This window comes from Pseudomonas sp. Van50, from assembly GCF_055390755.1.
Genome location: NZ_AP024343.1, coordinates 1340778 through 1357486 on the forward strand (window position 1 = coordinate 1340778; position 16709 = coordinate 1357486).

Genomic DNA, 16709 nt, shown 5'->3' on the forward strand with positions numbered 1-16709 from the left:
GAACCTCGGCCTGTCAAAAATCCTCCCACGCCGCCATACAGACGCCACGCCGCCCTCGGCTATACTCCCCAGCATTTCAAGTGCCCGAGGTTTTACTGTGAAGAATTGGACATTGCGCCAACGCATCCTGGCGAGTTTTGCGGTGATCATCGCCATTATGCTGCTGATGGTGGTTGTCTCGTATTCACGGTTGTTGAAGATCCAGGACAGTGAAGAAAAGGTCCGGACCGATGCGGTGCCAGGGGTGTATTTCAGTTCGATGATCCGCGGTGGCTGGGTCGACAGCTATGTCCTGACCCAACAGATCGTCGGCCTCTCGGGGAACCGGGAAATCACCGCCGAGGACAAGGCCCGCTACCAGGGTTTCGAGCAGCACCTGCGCGAAGAGATACAGAACTACCAGAAGTTGATCCAGAACCCGGCCGACCAAGTCTCTTTTGACGAGTTCGAAGTCAATCACCAGGACTTCAACAAGGCCCTGGCGAAGGTCCTGGACCTGTATCAGCGCAAGGATTACGAAGGGGCGCGACTGGCGCTGAACACAGAGCTGACGACGGCGTGGCTCGACGGCCGCGGGCATTTGAATCAAATCATCGAGCGTAATCGCGAGCTGGCGGAAAGCGCCACCCAGACCATTGGCGACGCGGTGACGGCGGCCAAGGTCGCCATGGGCCTGTCGTTCCTGGTTGCGCTGATCGTCGCCGTACTGTGCGGGTTGTTGTTGATGCGGGCGATCATGGCGCCGATGAACCGCATCGTCGAGATCCTCGCGATCATGCGCAGCGGCGACCTGAGCGGGCGCCTGAACCTGGCGCGCAAAGACGAATTCGGCGCCGTGGAAACCGGCTTCAACGACATGATGGCTGAACTGACCTCGCTGGTGTCCCAGGCCCAGCGCTCTTCCGTGCAGGTCACCACCTCGGTCACCGAGATCGCCGCCACCTCGCGCCAGCAACAGGCCACGGCCACCGAAACCGCCGCCACCACCACCGAGATCGGCGCGACGTCCCGGGAAATCGCCGCCACCTCCCGGGACCTGGTGCGCACCATGACCGAAGTCTCCACCGCCGCCGACCAGGCCTCGGTGGCTGCCGGCTCCGGCCAGCAGGGCCTGGCGCGCATGGAGGAAACCATGCATTCGGTGATGGGCGCCGCCGACCTGGTGAACGCCAAGCTGGCGATCCTCAACGAGAAGGCCGGCAACATCAACCAGGTGGTGGTGACCATCGTCAAAGTGGCCGACCAGACCAACCTGCTGTCCCTCAACGCGGCCATCGAGGCCGAGAAGGCCGGTGAGTACGGGCGCGGTTTCGCCGTGGTGGCCACGGAGGTGCGGCGCCTGGCCGACCAGACCGCCGTGGCGACCTATGACATCGAGCAGATGGTGCGCGAGATCCAGTCCGCAGTGTCGGCCGGGGTGATGGGCATGGACAAGTTCTCCGAAGAAGTGCGCCGGGGCATGGCCGAAGTGCAGCAGATCGGCGAGCAACTGTCGCAGATCATCCATCAGGTCCAGGCCCTGGCCCCGCGGGTGTTGATGGTCAACGAAGGCATGCAGGCCCAGGCCACCGGCGCGGAGCAGATCAACCACGCCTTGGTGCAACTGGGCGATGCCAGCAGCCAGACCGTGGATTCCCTGCGCCAGGCCAGTTCCGCCATCGACGAGCTGAGCCAGGTCGCCGTGGGGCTGCGCAGCGGCGTCTCGCGTTTCAAAGTCTGATGGGCGAAATCGATCCCCGGCGCGGCGCCGCACCGACGGTCCGCCAGTCGTTGTTCCTGGTGTTCTGCATCGGCAACGAACGGTACGCCCTGCAGGCCATCGATGTGGTGGAGGTGCTGCCGCGCTTGCCCCTCAAACCGATTGCCCGGGCGCCGTCCTGGGTGGCGGGGGTGCTTGCCTGGCGCGGCACGATGGTGCCGGTGATCGACCTGTGCGCCCTGACGTTCGGCCAGAATGCCGAGGCCCGGACCAGCACACGATTGGTGCTGGTGCGTTATCGAAGCGACGGGCAACAAGCCGGGCACGTGCTGGGATTGATCCTGGAACAGGCGACCGACACCGTGCGTTGTGATCCGGCCGATTTCAAACCCTATGGCCTGGACAATCGGCAGGCGCCGTACCTCGGCCCCGTACGCGAGGATGCCCACGGGTTGCTGCAATGGGTGCGGGTCAATGACCTGCTCGACGAATCCGTTCGGGCGCTGCTGTTTCCTGCGCCGCCGCTGGACCTCGACGACCTCGGGCCAACGCCATGAACGACGATCAACGTTTTTTCGATTTTCTCAAGGAGCGCATTGGCCTCGACGTGACCTCCGTCGGCACCGCGATCATCGAGCGGGCCGTGCGCCAACGGATCAGTGCCGTGCCCGGGCGAACCGCCGATGAATACTGGCAGGCCCTGCAGCATTCGGCCCCGGAGCAGCAGGCGCTGATCGAAGCGGTGATCGTCCCGGAGACCTGGTTCTTCCGCTACCCCGAATCCTTCGCAACCCTCGCCAGGCTGGCCGTCAAGCGTCTGGCCGAGATCAAGCACCTGCGTGCGCTGCGCATCCTCAGCTTGCCGTGCTCCACGGGCGAAGAGCCGTATTCCATCGCCATGGCCTTGCTCGACGCGGGCCTGGGGCCCCATCAGTTCAAGGTCGATGGCCTGGACGTCAGCCCGCTGTCGGTGGCACGGGCCAAGGACGCGCGCTACGGCAAAAACTCCTTCCGTGGCGCCGACCTGGTTTTTCGCGAACGGCATTTCGACGTCGCGGACGAGGGTTACCGCCTCAGTGAACGGGTGCGTGAACAGGTACGCCTTCAGGTGGGCAACCTGCTGGATCCGGCCTTGCTGGTGAACGAGGCACCTTACGATTTTGTGTTCTGTCGCAACTTGCTGATCTATTTCGACCAGCCGACCCAGCAGCAGGTGTTCGAGGTGCTCAAGCGCCTGACCCATCAGGACGGCGTGCTGTTTATCGGCCCCGCCGAGGGCAGCTTGCTGGGACGCCTGGGCATGCGCTCGATCGGGATAGCCCAATCGTTCGCCTTCAGCCGCCACGGGGCTGCGGAGCCTCAACCGTTGCCAGCGTTGATGCCGCCGCCGTTGCCGGTTCGTCAGCCGCCGCCCCGGGTCGTTGCGCCGGTGATTCGGCCGCGGCCGTTTGCCGCGAACGTCACGCCGATTGCCCCACCCAAGAGCAGCGACGCCGCGACCTTGCTGGCCAATATCGCCGCCCTGGCCAACGGTGGCAAAAGCGCCGAGGCCCGTGCGGCGTGCGAAGAGTATTTGCGCAGCCATGCGCCGAACGCCCAGGTGTTCTATTGGCTGGGCCTGCTCAGCGACATGGCTGGCAGCGCGCTTGAAGCCCAGGGTTTTTATCGCAAGGCGCTTTATCTTGAACCGCAACACGCCGAGGCCCTGGTGCATCTGGCGGCGCTGCTGGCTTCCCAGGGAGACGCGGCCGGAGCCCGTCGATTGCAGGAACGCGCCGCCCGTAGCGGGCGCACGGTAGACAGTGAGCACAAACGATGAGCGGTTCGGCTTCTTACAACGTCACCCATGACGATGCCCAGGCAATCGATGATTGCTGGAATCGCATCGGGGTGCATGGCGATAAATCCTGTCCACTGTTGGTCGAGCATATCCACTGCCGCAATTGCTCGGTGTATTCGGCGGCCGCCACCCGGCTGCTCGACCGTTACACCTTGCCGCAGGATCAACGGGACTTGTCCCTGGCCCCGGTGGACAACGAGGTGGTCACGCGCTCGCTGCTGATGTTCCGCCTCGGCGAGGAATGGCTGGGCCTGACGACGCGCAGCCTGGTGGAAGTGGCACCGTTGCAGCCGATCCACTCGTTGCCCCACCAACGCTCACGGGCCTTGCTGGGGGTGGCGAATGTGCGCGGGGCACTGGTGGCCTGCCTGTCGCTGGTGGAGCTGTTGGACCTGGAGCCCGGCGCGGCGGTTACCGGTACACGGGTCATGCCGCGCATGTTGATTGTCGCGGCCAAGGGTGGGCCGGTGGTGGTGCCGGTGGATGAGGTGGACGGCATCCACGCCATCGATGAACGCATCCTGGCGAGCGCTTCGCCATCGGCGGGCAAATACACCCGTGGCGTGTTGCCCTACAAAGGCCGCAGCCTGCGCTGGCTGGATGAAGAACAGCTGCTGTCCGCCGTGGCCCGGAGCCTGTCATGACCCCTGACCAGATGCGCGACGCCTCATTGCTGGAACTGTTCAGCCTGGAAGCCGAAGCCCAGGTCCAGGTGCTGAGCACCGGCTTGCTGGCGCTGGAGCGCGATCCGACCCAGGCCGAATACCTCGAGTCGTGCATGCGCGCGGCGCACTCCCTCAAGGGCGCGGCACGGATCGTCGGGGTGAACGCTGGCGTCAGCGTGGCCCACGTCATGGAGGATTGCCTGGTCGGTGCCCAGGAGCGGCGCCTGGTGCTGGGGCCGAGCACATCGACGCCTTGCTGCAAGGCACCGACCTGCTGACGCGCATCGCCACGCCGGGCAACAACGTCGGCGCCCCGGATATCGATGCCTATGTGGCGTTGATGGGGCGATTGCTCGACCCCAACGCTGCACAACTGCCAGCGCCGGTACCGACAAGCATCGAGGTGCCTGTCGACCCCATCGGTGTCGAGCTGCTCGTTCCGGAACCGTTCGCGACAGCGGAGCCGGCTTCGAAGAGTAAACGGGTCACCGAAGGCGGCGAGCGGGTCTTGCGGGTCACGGCCGAACGTCTCAACAGCTTGCTCGACCTGTCGAGCAAGTCTTTGGTCGAGACCCAGCGCCTCAAGCCCTGGCTGGCGACGCTGCAACGGCTCAAGCGCCAGCAAGGCACTGGCTTGCGCGCCCTTGAAGAGTTGAACGTACACCTCAAGGACCATGCCCTGAGCCTGCAGGCCCAGGAAGCCCTTGGCGATGCCCGCCGCTTGCTCGCCGAGACCCAGCAGTTGCTGGCGCAGAAAGCCGCCGAACTGGATGAATTCGCCTGGCAGGCCAGTCAACGGGCGCAGGTGCTGTACGACACGGCGCTGGCCTGTCGCATGCGGCCGTTCGCCGATGTGCTTTCGGGGCAGGTGCGTATGGTCCGTGACCTGGGCCGCAGCCTGGGCAAACAGGTACGCCTGGAGATCGAAGGCGAGAAAACCCAGGTCGACCGCGATGTGCTGGAAAAGCTCGAAGCGCCACTGACCCACTTGCTGCGCAACGCCGTGGACCACGGCATCGAAGCACCGGAGCAACGGATACTGGCCGGCAAGCCCGCCGAAGGCCTGATCCGCCTGCGCGCCTCTCATCAGGCTGGCCTGCTGGTCTTGGAGTTGGTGGACGACGGCGCCGGGGTGGACCTGGAGCGGGTGCGCCGCAGCATCGTCGAGCGCGGTCTTTCCCCTGAGCAAACCGCCGCCAGCCTGAGCGAAGAGGAACTGCTGACCTTCCTGTTCCTGCCCGGTTTCAGCCTGCGCGACAAAGTCACCGAAGTATCCGGGCGCGGCGTCGGCCTGGACGCCGTCCAGCACATGGTCCGGCAGTTGCGCGGGGCGGTGGTGCTGGAGCAGACGGCGGGGGAGGGCAGTCGTTTCCATCTCGAGGTGCCGCTGACGCTGTCGGTGGTGCGCAGCCTGGTGGTGGAAGTCGGCAGTGAGGCGTACGCCTTTCCCCTGGCTCACATTGAACGCATGTGCGACCTGGCGCCGGAAGACATCGTCCAGGTCGAAGGGCGTCAGCATTTCTGGCACGAAGGCCGGCATATCGGCTTGGTCGCCGCCAGCCAGTTGCTCGATCGCCCGTCGACGCAGAACGGCGGCCAGACCCTCAAGGTTGTGGTGATCCGCGAGCGCGAGACGATCTACGGGGTGGCGGTGGAGCGGTTCATCGGCGAGCGAACCCTGGTGGTCCTGCCCCTGGACGAACGCCTGGGCAAGGTCCAGGACATTTCCGCCGGGGCCCTGCTCGACGATGGCTCGGTGGTGTTGATTATCGATGTCGAAGACCTGCTGCGCTCGGTGGAAAAGTTGCTCGATACCGGGCGCCTGGAGCGCATCGCCCGGCAGAACCAGGCCCAGGCCCCGCGCAAGCGAATCCTGGTGGTGGACGATTCCCTGACCGTGCGCGAGCTGCAACGCAAGTTGCTGCTCAATCGCGGCTATGACGTGGCGGTGGCGGTGGATGGCATGGATGGCTGGAATGCATTGCGCTCAGAGGATTTCGACTTGTTGATCACCGATATCGACATGCCGCGCATGGACGGTATCGAACTGGTGTCGCTGTTGCGGCGCGACAACCGCTTGCAGTCGCTGCCGGTGATGGTGGTGTCCTACAAGGATCGTGAAGAAGATCGTCGCCGTGGCCTCGACGCCGGCGCCGACTATTATTTGGCCAAGGCGAGCTTCCACGACGACGCCTTGCTCGACGCCGTGGTTGAACTGATCGGAGGGGCGCGCGCTTGAAGATCGCCATCGTCAATGACATGCCCCTGGCGGTCGAGGCCCTGCGTCGCGCCTTGGCGTTCGAGCCGGCGCATCAGCTGGTCTGGGTGGCCGTCAACGGGGCCGAGGCGGTGCAGCGTTGCGCCGAATACACCCCTGACCTGATCCTGATGGACCTGCTCATGCCGATCATGGATGGCGTGGAGGCCACCCGGCGGATCATGGCCGACAGCCCCTGCGCTATCGTGATTGTCACCGGGGACAGCCAGCAGAACGTCCACCGGGTGTTCGAGGCCATGGGCCATGGCGCGCTGGATGTGGTCGATACCCCGGCCCTGGGTGTTGGTAATCCGGCGGACGCGGCTGCGCCGCTGCTGCGCAAGATCGCCAACATCGGCTGGCTGATCGGTGAGCGCAACAGGCATGAACGCCCCGCGCCAGCGGCGCAGCGTACGGCGGTGTCGCGCAAGAGCCTGGTGGCCATCGGGTCATCGGCGGGCGGGCCGGCGGCGCTGGAAGTGCTGCTCAAGGCGTTGCCGCGGGACTTTGCCCCAGCGATCGTGCTGGTCCAACATGTGGACGAGGTGTTCGCCGCGGGCATGGCCGAGTGGCTGGGCAGCGTGTCGGGCCACACGGTGCGCCTGGCCCGGCACGGCGAGACGCCGCAAAGTGGCACGGTGTTGCTGGCCGGGACCAACCATCATCTGCGTTTGTTGAAGGACGGCACACTGGCCTACACCGCCGAGCCGGTGAACGAGATCTACCGGCCCTCCATCGACGTGTTTTTTGAAAGTGTCGCCCAGTACTGGAGCGGTGACGCGGTGGGCGTATTGCTCACCGGCATGGGCCGCGACGGTGCGCAAGGGCTTAAACTCATGCGTCAGCAGGGCTACGTGACCATCGCTCAGGACCAGCGCAGCAGCGCGGTGTATGGCATGCCCAAAGCCGCGGCCGCCATCGATGCCGCCGTCCATATTCTTGCCCTGGACGCCATCGCGCCACGGCTGTTGGAGATTGTGACCCCATGAAGAACCCCGCGAGCCTTGCCCCGGCCGTACCCAGGTAAGCCACCATGATGAATGACCTGCAGCTCGACGATTTCAAGCGCGATGAGAACGCCGCCATGGTCTTGCTCGTCGACGATCAGGCGATGATCGGCGAAGCGGTGCGGCGCGGGCTGTCGAATGAAAAAAACATCGACTTCCATTTCTGCTCCGACCCCCACCAGGCCATCGCCCAGGCGATTCGTATCAAGCCGACGGTGATTCTCCAGGACCTGGTGATGCCCGGCCTCGACGGCCTGAGCCTGGTGCGCGAGTACCGTAACCATCCCGCCACCCGCGATATTCCGATCATTGTCCTGTCCACCAAGGAGGACCCGCTGGTCAAGAGCGCGGCGTTCGCCGCCGGGGCCAACGACTACCTGGTCAAGTTGCCGGACAACATCGAACTGGTGGCGCGCATCCGCTATCACTCGCGTTCCTACATGATGCTGTTGCAGCGCGACGCGGCCTATCGCGCACTGCGGGTCAGCCAGCAGCAGCTGCTCGACACCAACTTGGTGCTGCAACGGTTGATGAACTCCGACGGCCTGACCGGGCTGTCCAATCGCCGGCATTTCGATGAGTACCTGGAGCTGGAATGGCGCCGGGCGATGCGCGACCAGAGCCAACTGTCGCTGCTGATGATCGACGTGGACTACTTCAAGGCCTACAACGACAACTTCGGTCACCTGGAGGGCGACGAAGCCCTGCGCAAGGTCGCCACGGCGATCCGCGAGGCGTGCAGCCGTCCGTCCGACTTGCCGGCCCGCTACGGCGGCGAGGAGTTTGCCCTGGTGCTGCCCGGCACCTCGCCGGGCGGCGCCCGGTTGATGGCCGAGAAACTGCGCCAGAGCGTCGTCGCCCTGAAAATCCCCCACACCACGCCCGACGGCGGCGAGAACCTGACCATCAGCATTGGTGTGTCGACCGTCACGCCGCAGCAAGGTGGCGATTGCCGGCAACTGATCTCGGCGGCGGACAAGGGGCTGTACCTGGCCAAGCACAATGGGCGGAACCGGGTGGGGGTCGAATAATACAGCTGGGCGAGGTGGCTTTTGTGGTGAGGGATAAGCTTGTGGGAGCAAGGCTTGCCCGCGATGAAGGCACCTTGTTTCCACTTGAAACCGCACCGACTCCATCGCGGGCAAGCCTTGCTCCCACAGCTCACTTGTCACGAGCGATCTGCGCTGAGCAAGCCTCAATCCTCTAAAGCCGCCAGGCGGGCTGCCGCTGGCGCTTGATTACGTTATACTCGCCGGCTTTCAAAAGTTCGCCAACGAGTGCTGCCCGCCATGGAAATCAACCCGATCCTTAACACCATCAAGGACCTGTCCGAGCGCTCCGAAACTATTCGGGGGTATCTTTGACTACGATCAAAAGCATGAGCGCCTGACCGAAGTCAATCGCGAGCTTGAAGATCCGAATGTCTGGAACAACCCTTCGTACGCCCAGGAACTGGGCCGCGAGCGTTCTGCGCTGGCGCAGATCGTCGAGACCCTGGACGAGTTGTCCAGCGGCCTGGCCGATTGCCGCGACCTGCTGGACATGGCTGTCGAAGAGAACGATGAAGGCGCGGTCGGCGATGTCGTCGCCGAGCTGACACGCCTCGACGAGAACCTCGCCAAGCTGGAATTCCGCCGCATGTTCAGCGGCGAGATGGACATGAACAACGCCTACCTGGACATCCAGGCCGGTTCCGGCGGCACCGAGGCCCAGGACTGGGCCAACATCCTGCTGCGCATGTACCTGCGCTGGGCTGACAAGCGCGGTTTCGACGCCACCATCATGGAACTGTCGGCCGGTGAAGTCGCCGGGATCAAGGGCGCCACCGTGCACATCAAGGGCGAATACGCCTTTGGCTGGCTGCGGACCGAGATCGGCGTGCACCGCCTGGTGCGCAAGAGCCCGTTCGACTCCGGCAACCGTCGCCACACCTCGTTCTCGGCCGTGTTCGTTTCGCCGGAAATCGACGACAACATCGAAATCGAGATCAACCCGGCGGACCTGCGTATCGACACCTACCGTTCCTCCGGGGCCGGTGGCCAGCACGTCAACACCACCGACTCGGCGGTACGGATTACCCACGTACCGACCAACACTGTGGTCAGCTGCCAGAACGAGCGTTCCCAGCACGCCAACAAAGACACCGCGATGAAGATGCTGCGGGCCCGCCTGTACGAGCAGGAAGTGCAGAAACGCAACGCGGCGTCCCAGGCGCTGGAAGACACCAAGTCGGACATCGGCTGGGGTCACCAGATCCGTTCGTACGTGCTCGACGCCTCGCGGATCAAGGACCTGCGTACCAGCATCGAACGCAGCGATTGCGACAAGGTGCTCGACGGCGATATCGATGAATACCTGATCGCCAGCCTCAAACAAGGGCTGTAACGCGACACCCATGCGGCGGGCGGGCACGCTTCCATCAAGAAGCGCGGCTCGCTCGCAAACTCCGGCCCGGGCCGGGGGCAACGAACCTGTGATGGAATCCTTAAAGACATGAGCGACCTAGAACTCGACCCGCAAGCCCTGCAACAGGAAGAAAACTCCCTGATCGCCCTGCGCAAGGAAAAGCTTGCTGCCGAGCGCGCCAAGGGCCAGGCCTTCCCCAACGACTTCCGCCGCGACGCCTACTGCGACGTCTTGCAGAAGCAGTATGCGGACAAGACCAAGGAAGAGCTGGCCGAGGCGGCGATTCCAGTCAAGGTGGCCGGTCGTATCATGCTCAATCGTGGTTCGTTCATGGTGATCCAGGATATGACCGGGCGCATCCAGGTCTACGTCAACCGCAAGACCCTGTCGGAAGAAACCCTGGCTGCCGTCAAGACCTGGGACCTGGGCGACATCATTGCCGCCGAAGGCACCCTGGCTCGTTCCGGCAAGGGCGACCTGTACGTCGAGATGACCAGCGTGCGCCTGCTGACCAAGTCCCTGCGCCCGCTCCCGGACAAGCACCACGGCCTGACCGACACCGAGCAGCGCTATCGCCAGCGCTACGTCGACCTGATCGTCAACGAAGACGTGCGCCAGACGTTCCGCGTGCGCTCGCAAGTCATCGCCCACATCCGCAGCTTCCTGATGAAGCGTGACTTCCTGGAAGTCGAGACGCCGATGCTGCAGACCATCCCTGGCGGTGCGGCGGCCAAGCCGTTCGAAACCCACCACAATGCCCTGGACATGGAAATGTTCCTGCGCATCGCGCCGGAGCTGTACCTCAAGCGGCTGGTGGTCGGTGGCTTCGAGAAAGTCTTCGAGATCAACCGCAACTTCCGTAACGAAGGTGTTTCGACCCGGCACAACCCCGAGTTCACCATGCTCGAGTTCTACCAGGCCTACGCCGACTACGAAGACAACATGGACCTGACCGAAGAACTGTTCCGCGAGCTGGCGCAGCTTGTTCTCGGGACTACCGACGTGCCGTACGGCGACAAGGTGTTCCACTTCGGCGAGCCGTTCGTGCGCCTGTCGGTGTTCGACTCGATCCTCAAGTACAACCCTGAGATCACCGCCGCCGACCTGCAGGACATCGACAAGGCCCGCGCCATCGCCAAGAAGGCCGGCGCCAAGGTGCTTGGCTTCGAAGGCCTGGGTAAGCTGCAAGTGATGATTTTCGAAGAACTGGTCGAGCACAAGCTGGAACAGCCGCACTTCATCACCCAGTACCCGTTCGAAGTGTCGCCGCTGGCCCGTCGCAACGACGAGAACCCAAGCGTGACCGACCGTTTCGAGCTGTTCATCGGTGGGCGTGAAATCGCCAACGCCTATTCCGAGCTCAACGATGCCGAAGACCAGGCCGAGCGTTTCATGGCCCAGGTGGCCGACAAGGACGCCGGCGACGACGAAGCCATGCACTACGATGCCGACTTCGTGCGCGCCCTGGAGTACGGCATGCCGCCGACCGCCGGCGAAGGCATCGGCATCGATCGCCTGGTGATGTTGTTGACCAACTCACCGTCGATCCGGGATGTGATTCTCTTCCCGCACATGCGGCCTCAAGCGTAAGTGCTTCAACTAAAAAGCCGCCTGGAAGGGCGGCTTTTTATTGCCTGTCTGGTACAAACGTATCAATTGGTTAGTTTTTCAAAGAGCGAGGAAGACCTGTCGTGAATCGTGCAATGGCTTCAGAAGGTGCAGCGGGCGTCGCCACGGCTGTCGCTGAAAGTGTTCAGTACCAGGGCCGCAAGGCCAGCCGACAGGGCAGTGAGCAGCGTCGCCAGGAGATTCTCGATGCGGCCATGCGCATTGTCGTGCGCGATGGCGTGCGTGCGGTGCGTCACCGCGCGGTGGCCGCTGAAGCGGGCGTGCCGCTGTCGGCCACCACGTATTATTTCAAGGACATCGATGACCTGCTCACCGACACCTTCGCCCAGTACGTGGAACGTAGCGCGGCGTTCATGGGCAAGCTGTGGGCCAACAACGAAGGCCTGCTGCGGGAAATGGTCGCCTATGGTGACGGCAGCGCCCAATCGCGCTCGCAACTGGCGGACGACATTGCCCGGATGACCGCCGACTACGTGCGGCATCAGCTGGACAGTCGTCGTGACTACCTGATGGCCGAGCAGGCCTTTCGCCAGGAAGCCCTGCTCAACCCGCGCCTGGCGGAGTTGGTGCGTTCCCACCAGCAGATTTTGTTGCACGGCACGTGTCAGTTTTTCCAGGTATTAGGCTCCCGCGAGCCGCAACAGGATGCCAAAGTGTTGACGGCGATTATCGGACGGATGGAATATCAGGGCTTGCTCAATGGCGCCGAGCCGGTCGCCGATGAAGATATGCTCGGCATCCTGACCCGCTACATGCACCTGGTACTGGCGTCGGTGTAATCCCGACGGGTTCACCACAGCTCTTGTGGCGAGGGAGCTTGCTCCCGCTTGAGCGCGCAGCGCTCACCAAAAAAGGGGGCCGCTGCGCAGCCCAGCGGGAGCAAGCTCCCTCGCCACAAAGGCAAGGCGCCACCTGCCATAGGGAGTTCAAATGAAAGCCTGGCGTGCCGTTGTACTGGCCGTGTCGTTGCTGCTGCTCAGTGGCTGCCTGGTGTCGTTCAAGGCGCCGTTGCCTGACAGCGAGGCCGCGCCCGCGGGCCTGCTCGGCCACTGGACCAGCACCAATGCCTGGGGCGAACCGTTGAACCTGGAGCTGACGCAGGTCGGCAAGCACCGCTACCAGGCCATCAGCTACTTCAGGGCCAGGCCCCATGAGCGCGAAGCCATTCCCCTGACCGTCTCCCGTCACGGCAGCCGCTGGTACCTGTCGGCCAAGGTGCCGGCCCGCTATGGCGGCCATTTCCTGATTGCCGGTTTCGAATTGACCGATAAACAGGAACTGGTGGTCTACAACCTGGACCTGGAGCAGATCAACCAGGCCATCGGCCAGAAGCTCCTCAGCGGCCAGCCGAACCAGAGCGAGGAGGGCGAAGGCGTGTTGGTGGACAGCGACATGAACAAGGTTTTCAGCTACCTCGACGACCCGGCCAATTCCGATGTGTTCTCGGAAGCCGTGCGTTACCAGCGACTGGCCAAATCCCAATAATTGCTACAAGCGGACGTTTTTTCACAGGAGTTCCGGGTGGACGATTACCAGCAGACGATACGCACCTTGTCCGATCGCATTGTGCTGGCGCAAACGCCGATTCGCATCCTCGATGCGGTGAAGTGGGACGAGAGCATCCGTAAAGGATTTCTCAAGGCCAAAGGCAAGGAAATGCCTGCGGTGGATCGCGACTATTACCTCAACCGGCCACTGTCCTTCGATTCCAGCAAGGTGAAGCTGGAGTTCCAGAACATCGAGCGCGACATTACCCGACAACTGGGGCAGTTCAACCCGGTTGGCCAGATCATGCGCCGCATGTGCAAGGAATACCGCATGGTGGTGCGCATGCTCGAAGCCCGTGGCACCGAGGATTTCGGGCTGATCTCCCAGGAACTCTATGGCGCCGCCTCCGATGCCTTCCACGCCGGCGACCCGACCTTGGCCGACCTGGGCCTGATGCTTTCCGATTACCTGAACAACATCGATGGCCGTGGCGACCTCAAGGACGAGCCGAAAGTCCTCAGCGCCAAGGAAGCCGTCAGCCTGTTGCAACACCGTCTCAACCGGGTGTTCGGCGAAGCCGAGGAAACCATCCGGGTGTTCGAGTCCGATGGCATCGTGGCCGACGCGGCGGCGGGCGCGGACTACATCAAGATCCGCACCGATGCGATGTTCAACGAACGCGATGTGCGGGCGCTGGAGGTCCATGAAGGGCTGGTGCACGTCGGCACCACCCTCAACGGCCTGAACCAGCCGATCTGCACCTTCCTGTCCAAGGGCCCGCCCTCGTCCACGGTGACCCAGGAAGGCCTGGCGATCCTGATGGAAATCATCACTTTCGCCTCCTACCCCAGTCGCCTGCGCAAGCTGACCAACCGCACCCGGGCCATTCACATGGTGGAGGAGGGCGCCGATTTCCTGCAGGTCTTCGAGTTCTTCCGCGAGCAGGGTTTTGAAATGGCCGAAAGCTACGGTAACGCCAGCCGGGTGTTCCGTGGCTCGGTGCCGACCGGGCTGCCATTCACCAAAGACTTGTCCTACCTCAAGGGCTTCATCATGGTTTACAACTACATTCAGCTGGCCGTGCGCAAAGGCAAGCTGGAGCAGGTGCCGCTGCTGTTCTGCGGCAAGACCACTCTTGAGGACATGCGCACGTTGCGCCAGTTGGTGGACGAAGGCCTGGTGGTGCCGCCCAAGTACCTGCCCGAGCAGTTCCGCGACATGAACGCCCTGTCGGCCTGGATGTGTTTCTCCAACTTCCTGAATCACCTGAGCCTGGATCGGATCGAAGCGGATTATTCCAATATCCTTTGAACACAATACCTACCCCCTGTGGGAGCGAGCTTGCTCGCGATAGCATCAGGACAGTCAACACAGCCGTGACTGACATACCGCTATCGCGAGCAAGCTCGCTCCCACAAGGGGGTTATGTTTCAACCCTGATCTTGCGAGGTTTCACCGGATGCGAACCCTCGGCATCATGTGCCTGTTGCTGGCCCTGAGCGGTTGCAGCTCACTGCTGTTCTACCCCGAGCGCGGCCTGCCGTTTACCCCCGAGCGGGCCAAGCTCGAGTACCGCGACGTCACCCTGACCACCGCTGACGGCCTCAAGCTCCGAGGCTGGTGGCTGCCCGTCAAGCCAGGCGTGGAGGTCAAGGGCACGGTGCTGCATTTGCACGGCAACGGCGGCAACCTGGCCTGGCACCTGGGCGGGAGCTGGTGGTTGCCGGAGCAGGGTTACCAGGTGTTGATGGTCGATTACCGGGGGTACGGCGTGTCCGAAGGCGAGCCGAGCCTGCCGGCGATTTACCAGGACATCGACGCCGCGTTCCAATGGCTCGACCAGTCGCCCGAGGTCCAGGGCAAGCCGCTGGTGCTGCTCGGCCAGAGCCTGGGCGGTGCGCTGGCGGTGCATTACCTGGTGGAACATCCCCAGCGGCAACGGCAGCTCAAGGCCCTGGTGCTCGATGGCGTGCCCGCCAGTTACCGCGACGTCGGGCGGTTTGCCCTGAGCACATCGTGGCTGACCTGGCCGCTCCAGGTGCCGTTGTCGTGGCTGGTGCCGGACGGTGACAGCGCGATCAGTTCCGTGGCGCAATTGAATGGCGTGCCGAAATTGATCTACCACAGCCTGGACGATCCCATCGTGCCTCTTTCCAACGGCATCCGCCTGTATCAAGCTGCGCCGCCACCGCGGGTCCTGCAATTGACCCGCGGCGGCCATGTGCAGACATTCGCCGACCCGACCTGGCGCACCGTGATGCTGCGCTACCTCGACGACCCCCAGCACTTCGACGGCCTGCGCCGCCTGGGCGAAGTCCCGAACTACCCGAAATCCCCCGTTGAATCACCAGAGAACCCGCAATGAGCGAAGAACGTAACGCCATCCCCCTGATCATCACCGGTATCTGCAGCATCCTCGGCACCGTTGCTGTGCTGTGGTACTACGGCTACCTGCACTTCGCCAAGCCCGAGGACGCATTGCTGCTCAACCAGTTCACCATGCTCAAGACCGTGCCGGGAGAGGACTACAAAGTGTCCCTGGAACCGGCCCCTCAGGTCGCCCAATGCATCGACGGTGTACTGGTGTTGTTCGACACCGAGCAGAAAGGCCTGACCGGTGTGCTGATCAACGAGAAGAAGCGCGCGGTGCGCTGCATGGGCCAGGAGACGCCGCAGAAGCTTCAGCCGTAATGCCCTGAATGTCGGTGATCCCTGTGGGAGCGAGCTTGCTCGCGATAGCGGTGGATCAGTCAGCACCTATGTCGACTGGCCTGCCGCCATCGCGAGCAAGCTCGCTCCCACAGGGGGATACGACCGGCTCAACTCATTAAAAAGCCCCGCCTGATTGAAGTCAGGCGGGGCTTTTTTGTTGCATTCAGCCGATCAGTTGGCGCTCATGGTCGAGCGCGGGGCCACTGGCTGGTTGTCGTTGGAGATGGTCACTTCCACGCGACGGTTCATGGCGCGGCCCGAGACGCTGGTGTTGTCGGCCACCGGGAACTCCTTGCCGTAACCCTGGGTCACGATACGGGCTGGGTCGACGCCCATCTTCACCAGCTCGGTGCGCACGGAGCCCGCGCGGCGTTCCGACAGCGACTGGTTGTAGGAATCCGAACCGGTGCTGTCGGTGTAGCCTTCGATGATCACCTTGCGGTCCGGGTTTTCCTGGAGGAACTGGGCCAGTTTGTTCACATTGACCAGGCCGCTGGAGCGCAGGTCGGACTTGTTGGTAGCAAACAGTACGTCGCCGAAGGTCACCAGCGTACCGCGTTCGGTCTGCTTGGCGTTCAGGCTGTCCTGCAGTTGCTTGATCTGCGCATTGCGAGCGTCGAGCAGCGCACGGGCACGTTCGTCGCCGGCGTTTTTCAGCTCGGCTTCGGCGTTGCGCAGGGCGATGGTCTGCTTGGCCACCTCGACGCGCTGGTTGGTCAGGTAGGCCAACTGGTCGACCTTGGCCTCGTCTTCCTTGTCCAGGTAGGCCTTGTCGGCCTTGGCCAGGAAGTCCGCCGCGTCTTTGGTCTCCAGGGCCGCCACTTTAGTCGCCGCCGGGTCGGCCTGCAGGCCGTTGTAGTTGGTCCGAGCCTGTTCCAGGTTCGCGTTCGGGTCATGGGAGCAAGCGGCCAGGGCTACGCAGGCAGCGAGCAGGGCGGGCATCATCAAGTGTTTGTGCATCATAGTCTGTCGTCCTTTTATCAATGAGAAGTACGTCGTGGCGTGA

Annotated in this window: 14 protein-coding genes and 1 pseudogene; 14 read left to right on the forward strand and 1 reads right to left on the reverse strand. The window is 63.3% G+C overall.

Annotated elements, in window-relative coordinates; translation table 11 throughout:
• The first annotated feature begins 97 nt into the window (after positions 1-97).
• The 14 genes and pseudogenes from ACZ5M5_RS05780 (at position 98) to ACZ5M5_RS05845 (ending at position 15682) form a co-directional block, all read left to right on the forward strand.
• Entirely contained in the window at positions 98-1720 is a 1623-nt protein-coding gene (locus ACZ5M5_RS05780) for a methyl-accepting chemotaxis protein (protein ID WP_060739036.1), read from the forward strand.
• On the forward strand, positions 1720-2256 hold the full coding sequence (locus tag ACZ5M5_RS05785) for a chemotaxis protein CheW (RefSeq protein WP_464738761.1): 537 nt from the start codon (positions 1720-1722) through the stop codon (positions 2254-2256). Before ACZ5M5_RS05780 ends, ACZ5M5_RS05785 begins: the two co-directional genes overlap by 1 nt.
• Complete coding sequence (locus ACZ5M5_RS05790) at positions 2253-3518, forward strand: CheR family methyltransferase (protein WP_103307901.1); 1266 nt, start codon at positions 2253-2255, stop codon at positions 3516-3518. Before ACZ5M5_RS05785 ends, ACZ5M5_RS05790 begins: the two co-directional genes overlap by 4 nt.
• Positions 3515-4183, forward strand: a complete 669-nt coding sequence (locus tag ACZ5M5_RS05795) for a chemotaxis protein CheW (RefSeq protein WP_060739033.1) — start codon at positions 3515-3517, stop codon at positions 4181-4183. Before ACZ5M5_RS05790 ends, ACZ5M5_RS05795 begins: the two co-directional genes overlap by 4 nt.
• A pseudogene (locus ACZ5M5_RS05800) lies at positions 4180-6443 on the forward strand (response regulator). Before ACZ5M5_RS05795 ends, ACZ5M5_RS05800 begins: the two are co-directional and overlap by 4 nt.
• Positions 6440-7450, forward strand: a complete 1011-nt coding sequence (cheB, locus tag ACZ5M5_RS05805; RefSeq protein ID WP_060739031.1) for a chemotaxis response regulator protein-glutamate methylesterase — start codon at positions 6440-6442, stop codon at positions 7448-7450. The pseudogene ACZ5M5_RS05800 and the gene cheB overlap by 4 nt, the downstream one beginning before the upstream one ends.
• 47 nt (positions 7451-7497) lie before the next feature.
• A complete protein-coding gene (locus ACZ5M5_RS05810) occupies positions 7498-8499 on the forward strand; it encodes a response regulator (protein WP_060743078.1) in 1002 nt (333 codons plus the stop codon).
• Positions 8500-8757: 258 nt separating this feature from the next.
• Positions 8758-9853 (forward strand): peptide chain release factor 2 gene (prfB, locus tag ACZ5M5_RS05815; RefSeq protein WP_095963568.1). Its coding sequence is split into 2 segments (ribosomal slippage): positions 8758-8829 and positions 8831-9853, totalling 1095 coding nucleotides; the frame shifts between segments, so codons are not numbered across the junction.
• Positions 9854-9961: 108 nt separating this feature from the next.
• Complete coding sequence (lysS, locus tag ACZ5M5_RS05820) at positions 9962-11464, forward strand: lysine--tRNA ligase (protein WP_060739030.1); 1503 nt, start codon at positions 9962-9964, stop codon at positions 11462-11464.
• Positions 11465-11565: 101 nt separating this feature from the next.
• Positions 11566-12282 (forward strand): TetR/AcrR family transcriptional regulator, encoded by a 717-nt coding sequence (locus ACZ5M5_RS05825; RefSeq protein ID WP_103307898.1) that lies wholly within the window; start codon positions 11566-11568, stop codon positions 12280-12282.
• Between the two features lie 151 nt (positions 12283-12433).
• Positions 12434-12988, forward strand: coding sequence for a hypothetical protein (locus ACZ5M5_RS05830; RefSeq protein WP_103307897.1), 555 nt, complete (start codon positions 12434-12436; stop codon positions 12986-12988).
• A 36-nt stretch (positions 12989-13024) separates the two neighbouring features.
• Positions 13025-14302: a flavohemoglobin expression-modulating QEGLA motif protein gene (locus tag ACZ5M5_RS05835; RefSeq protein ID WP_014336757.1), complete on the forward strand. Its 1278-nt coding sequence runs from the start codon at positions 13025-13027 to the stop codon at positions 14300-14302.
• Positions 14303-14450: 148 nt separating this feature from the next.
• Entirely contained in the window at positions 14451-15356 is a 906-nt protein-coding gene (locus ACZ5M5_RS05840; protein WP_103307896.1) for an alpha/beta hydrolase, read from the forward strand.
• Positions 15353-15682 (forward strand): hypothetical protein, encoded by a 330-nt coding sequence (locus tag ACZ5M5_RS05845; protein WP_030139524.1) that lies wholly within the window; start codon positions 15353-15355, stop codon positions 15680-15682. Before ACZ5M5_RS05840 ends, ACZ5M5_RS05845 begins: the two co-directional genes overlap by 4 nt.
• Positions 15683-15874: 192 nt before the next feature.
• Here ACZ5M5_RS05845 and lptF read toward each other — a convergent pair whose 3' ends face one another.
• Positions 15875-16663, reverse strand: coding sequence for a lipotoxin F family OmpA-related lipoprotein LptF (lptF, locus tag ACZ5M5_RS05850; protein WP_060743077.1), 789 nt, complete (start codon positions 16661-16663; stop codon positions 15875-15877).
• Positions 16664-16709 lie beyond the last annotated feature (46 nt).

Excerpts from the sequence above, each read along its gene's own strand:
- ACZ5M5_RS05785 (WP_464738761.1), top strand. The coding sequence starts at position 1,720 with ATGGGCGAAATCGATCCCCGGCGCGGCGCCGCACCGACGGTCCGCCAG.
- ACZ5M5_RS05790 (WP_103307901.1), top strand. The coding sequence starts at position 2,253 with ATGAACGACGATCAACGTTTTTTCGATTTTCTCAAGGAGCGCATTGGC.
- ACZ5M5_RS05795 (WP_060739033.1), top strand. The coding sequence starts at position 3,515 with ATGAGCGGTTCGGCTTCTTACAACGTCACCCATGACGATGCCCAGGCA.
- ACZ5M5_RS05810 (WP_060743078.1), top strand. The coding sequence starts at position 7,498 with ATGAATGACCTGCAGCTCGACGATTTCAAGCGCGATGAGAACGCCGCC.
- lysS (WP_060739030.1), top strand. The coding sequence starts at position 9,962 with ATGAGCGACCTAGAACTCGACCCGCAAGCCCTGCAACAGGAAGAAAAC.
- ACZ5M5_RS05830 (WP_103307897.1), top strand. The coding sequence starts at position 12,434 with ATGAAAGCCTGGCGTGCCGTTGTACTGGCCGTGTCGTTGCTGCTGCTC.
- ACZ5M5_RS05840 (WP_103307896.1), top strand. The coding sequence starts at position 14,451 with ATGCGAACCCTCGGCATCATGTGCCTGTTGCTGGCCCTGAGCGGTTGC.
- ACZ5M5_RS05845 (WP_030139524.1), top strand. The coding sequence starts at position 15,353 with ATGAGCGAAGAACGTAACGCCATCCCCCTGATCATCACCGGTATCTGC.
- lptF (WP_060743077.1), bottom strand. The coding sequence starts at position 16,663 with ATGCACAAACACTTGATGATGCCCGCCCTGCTCGCTGCCTGCGTAGCC.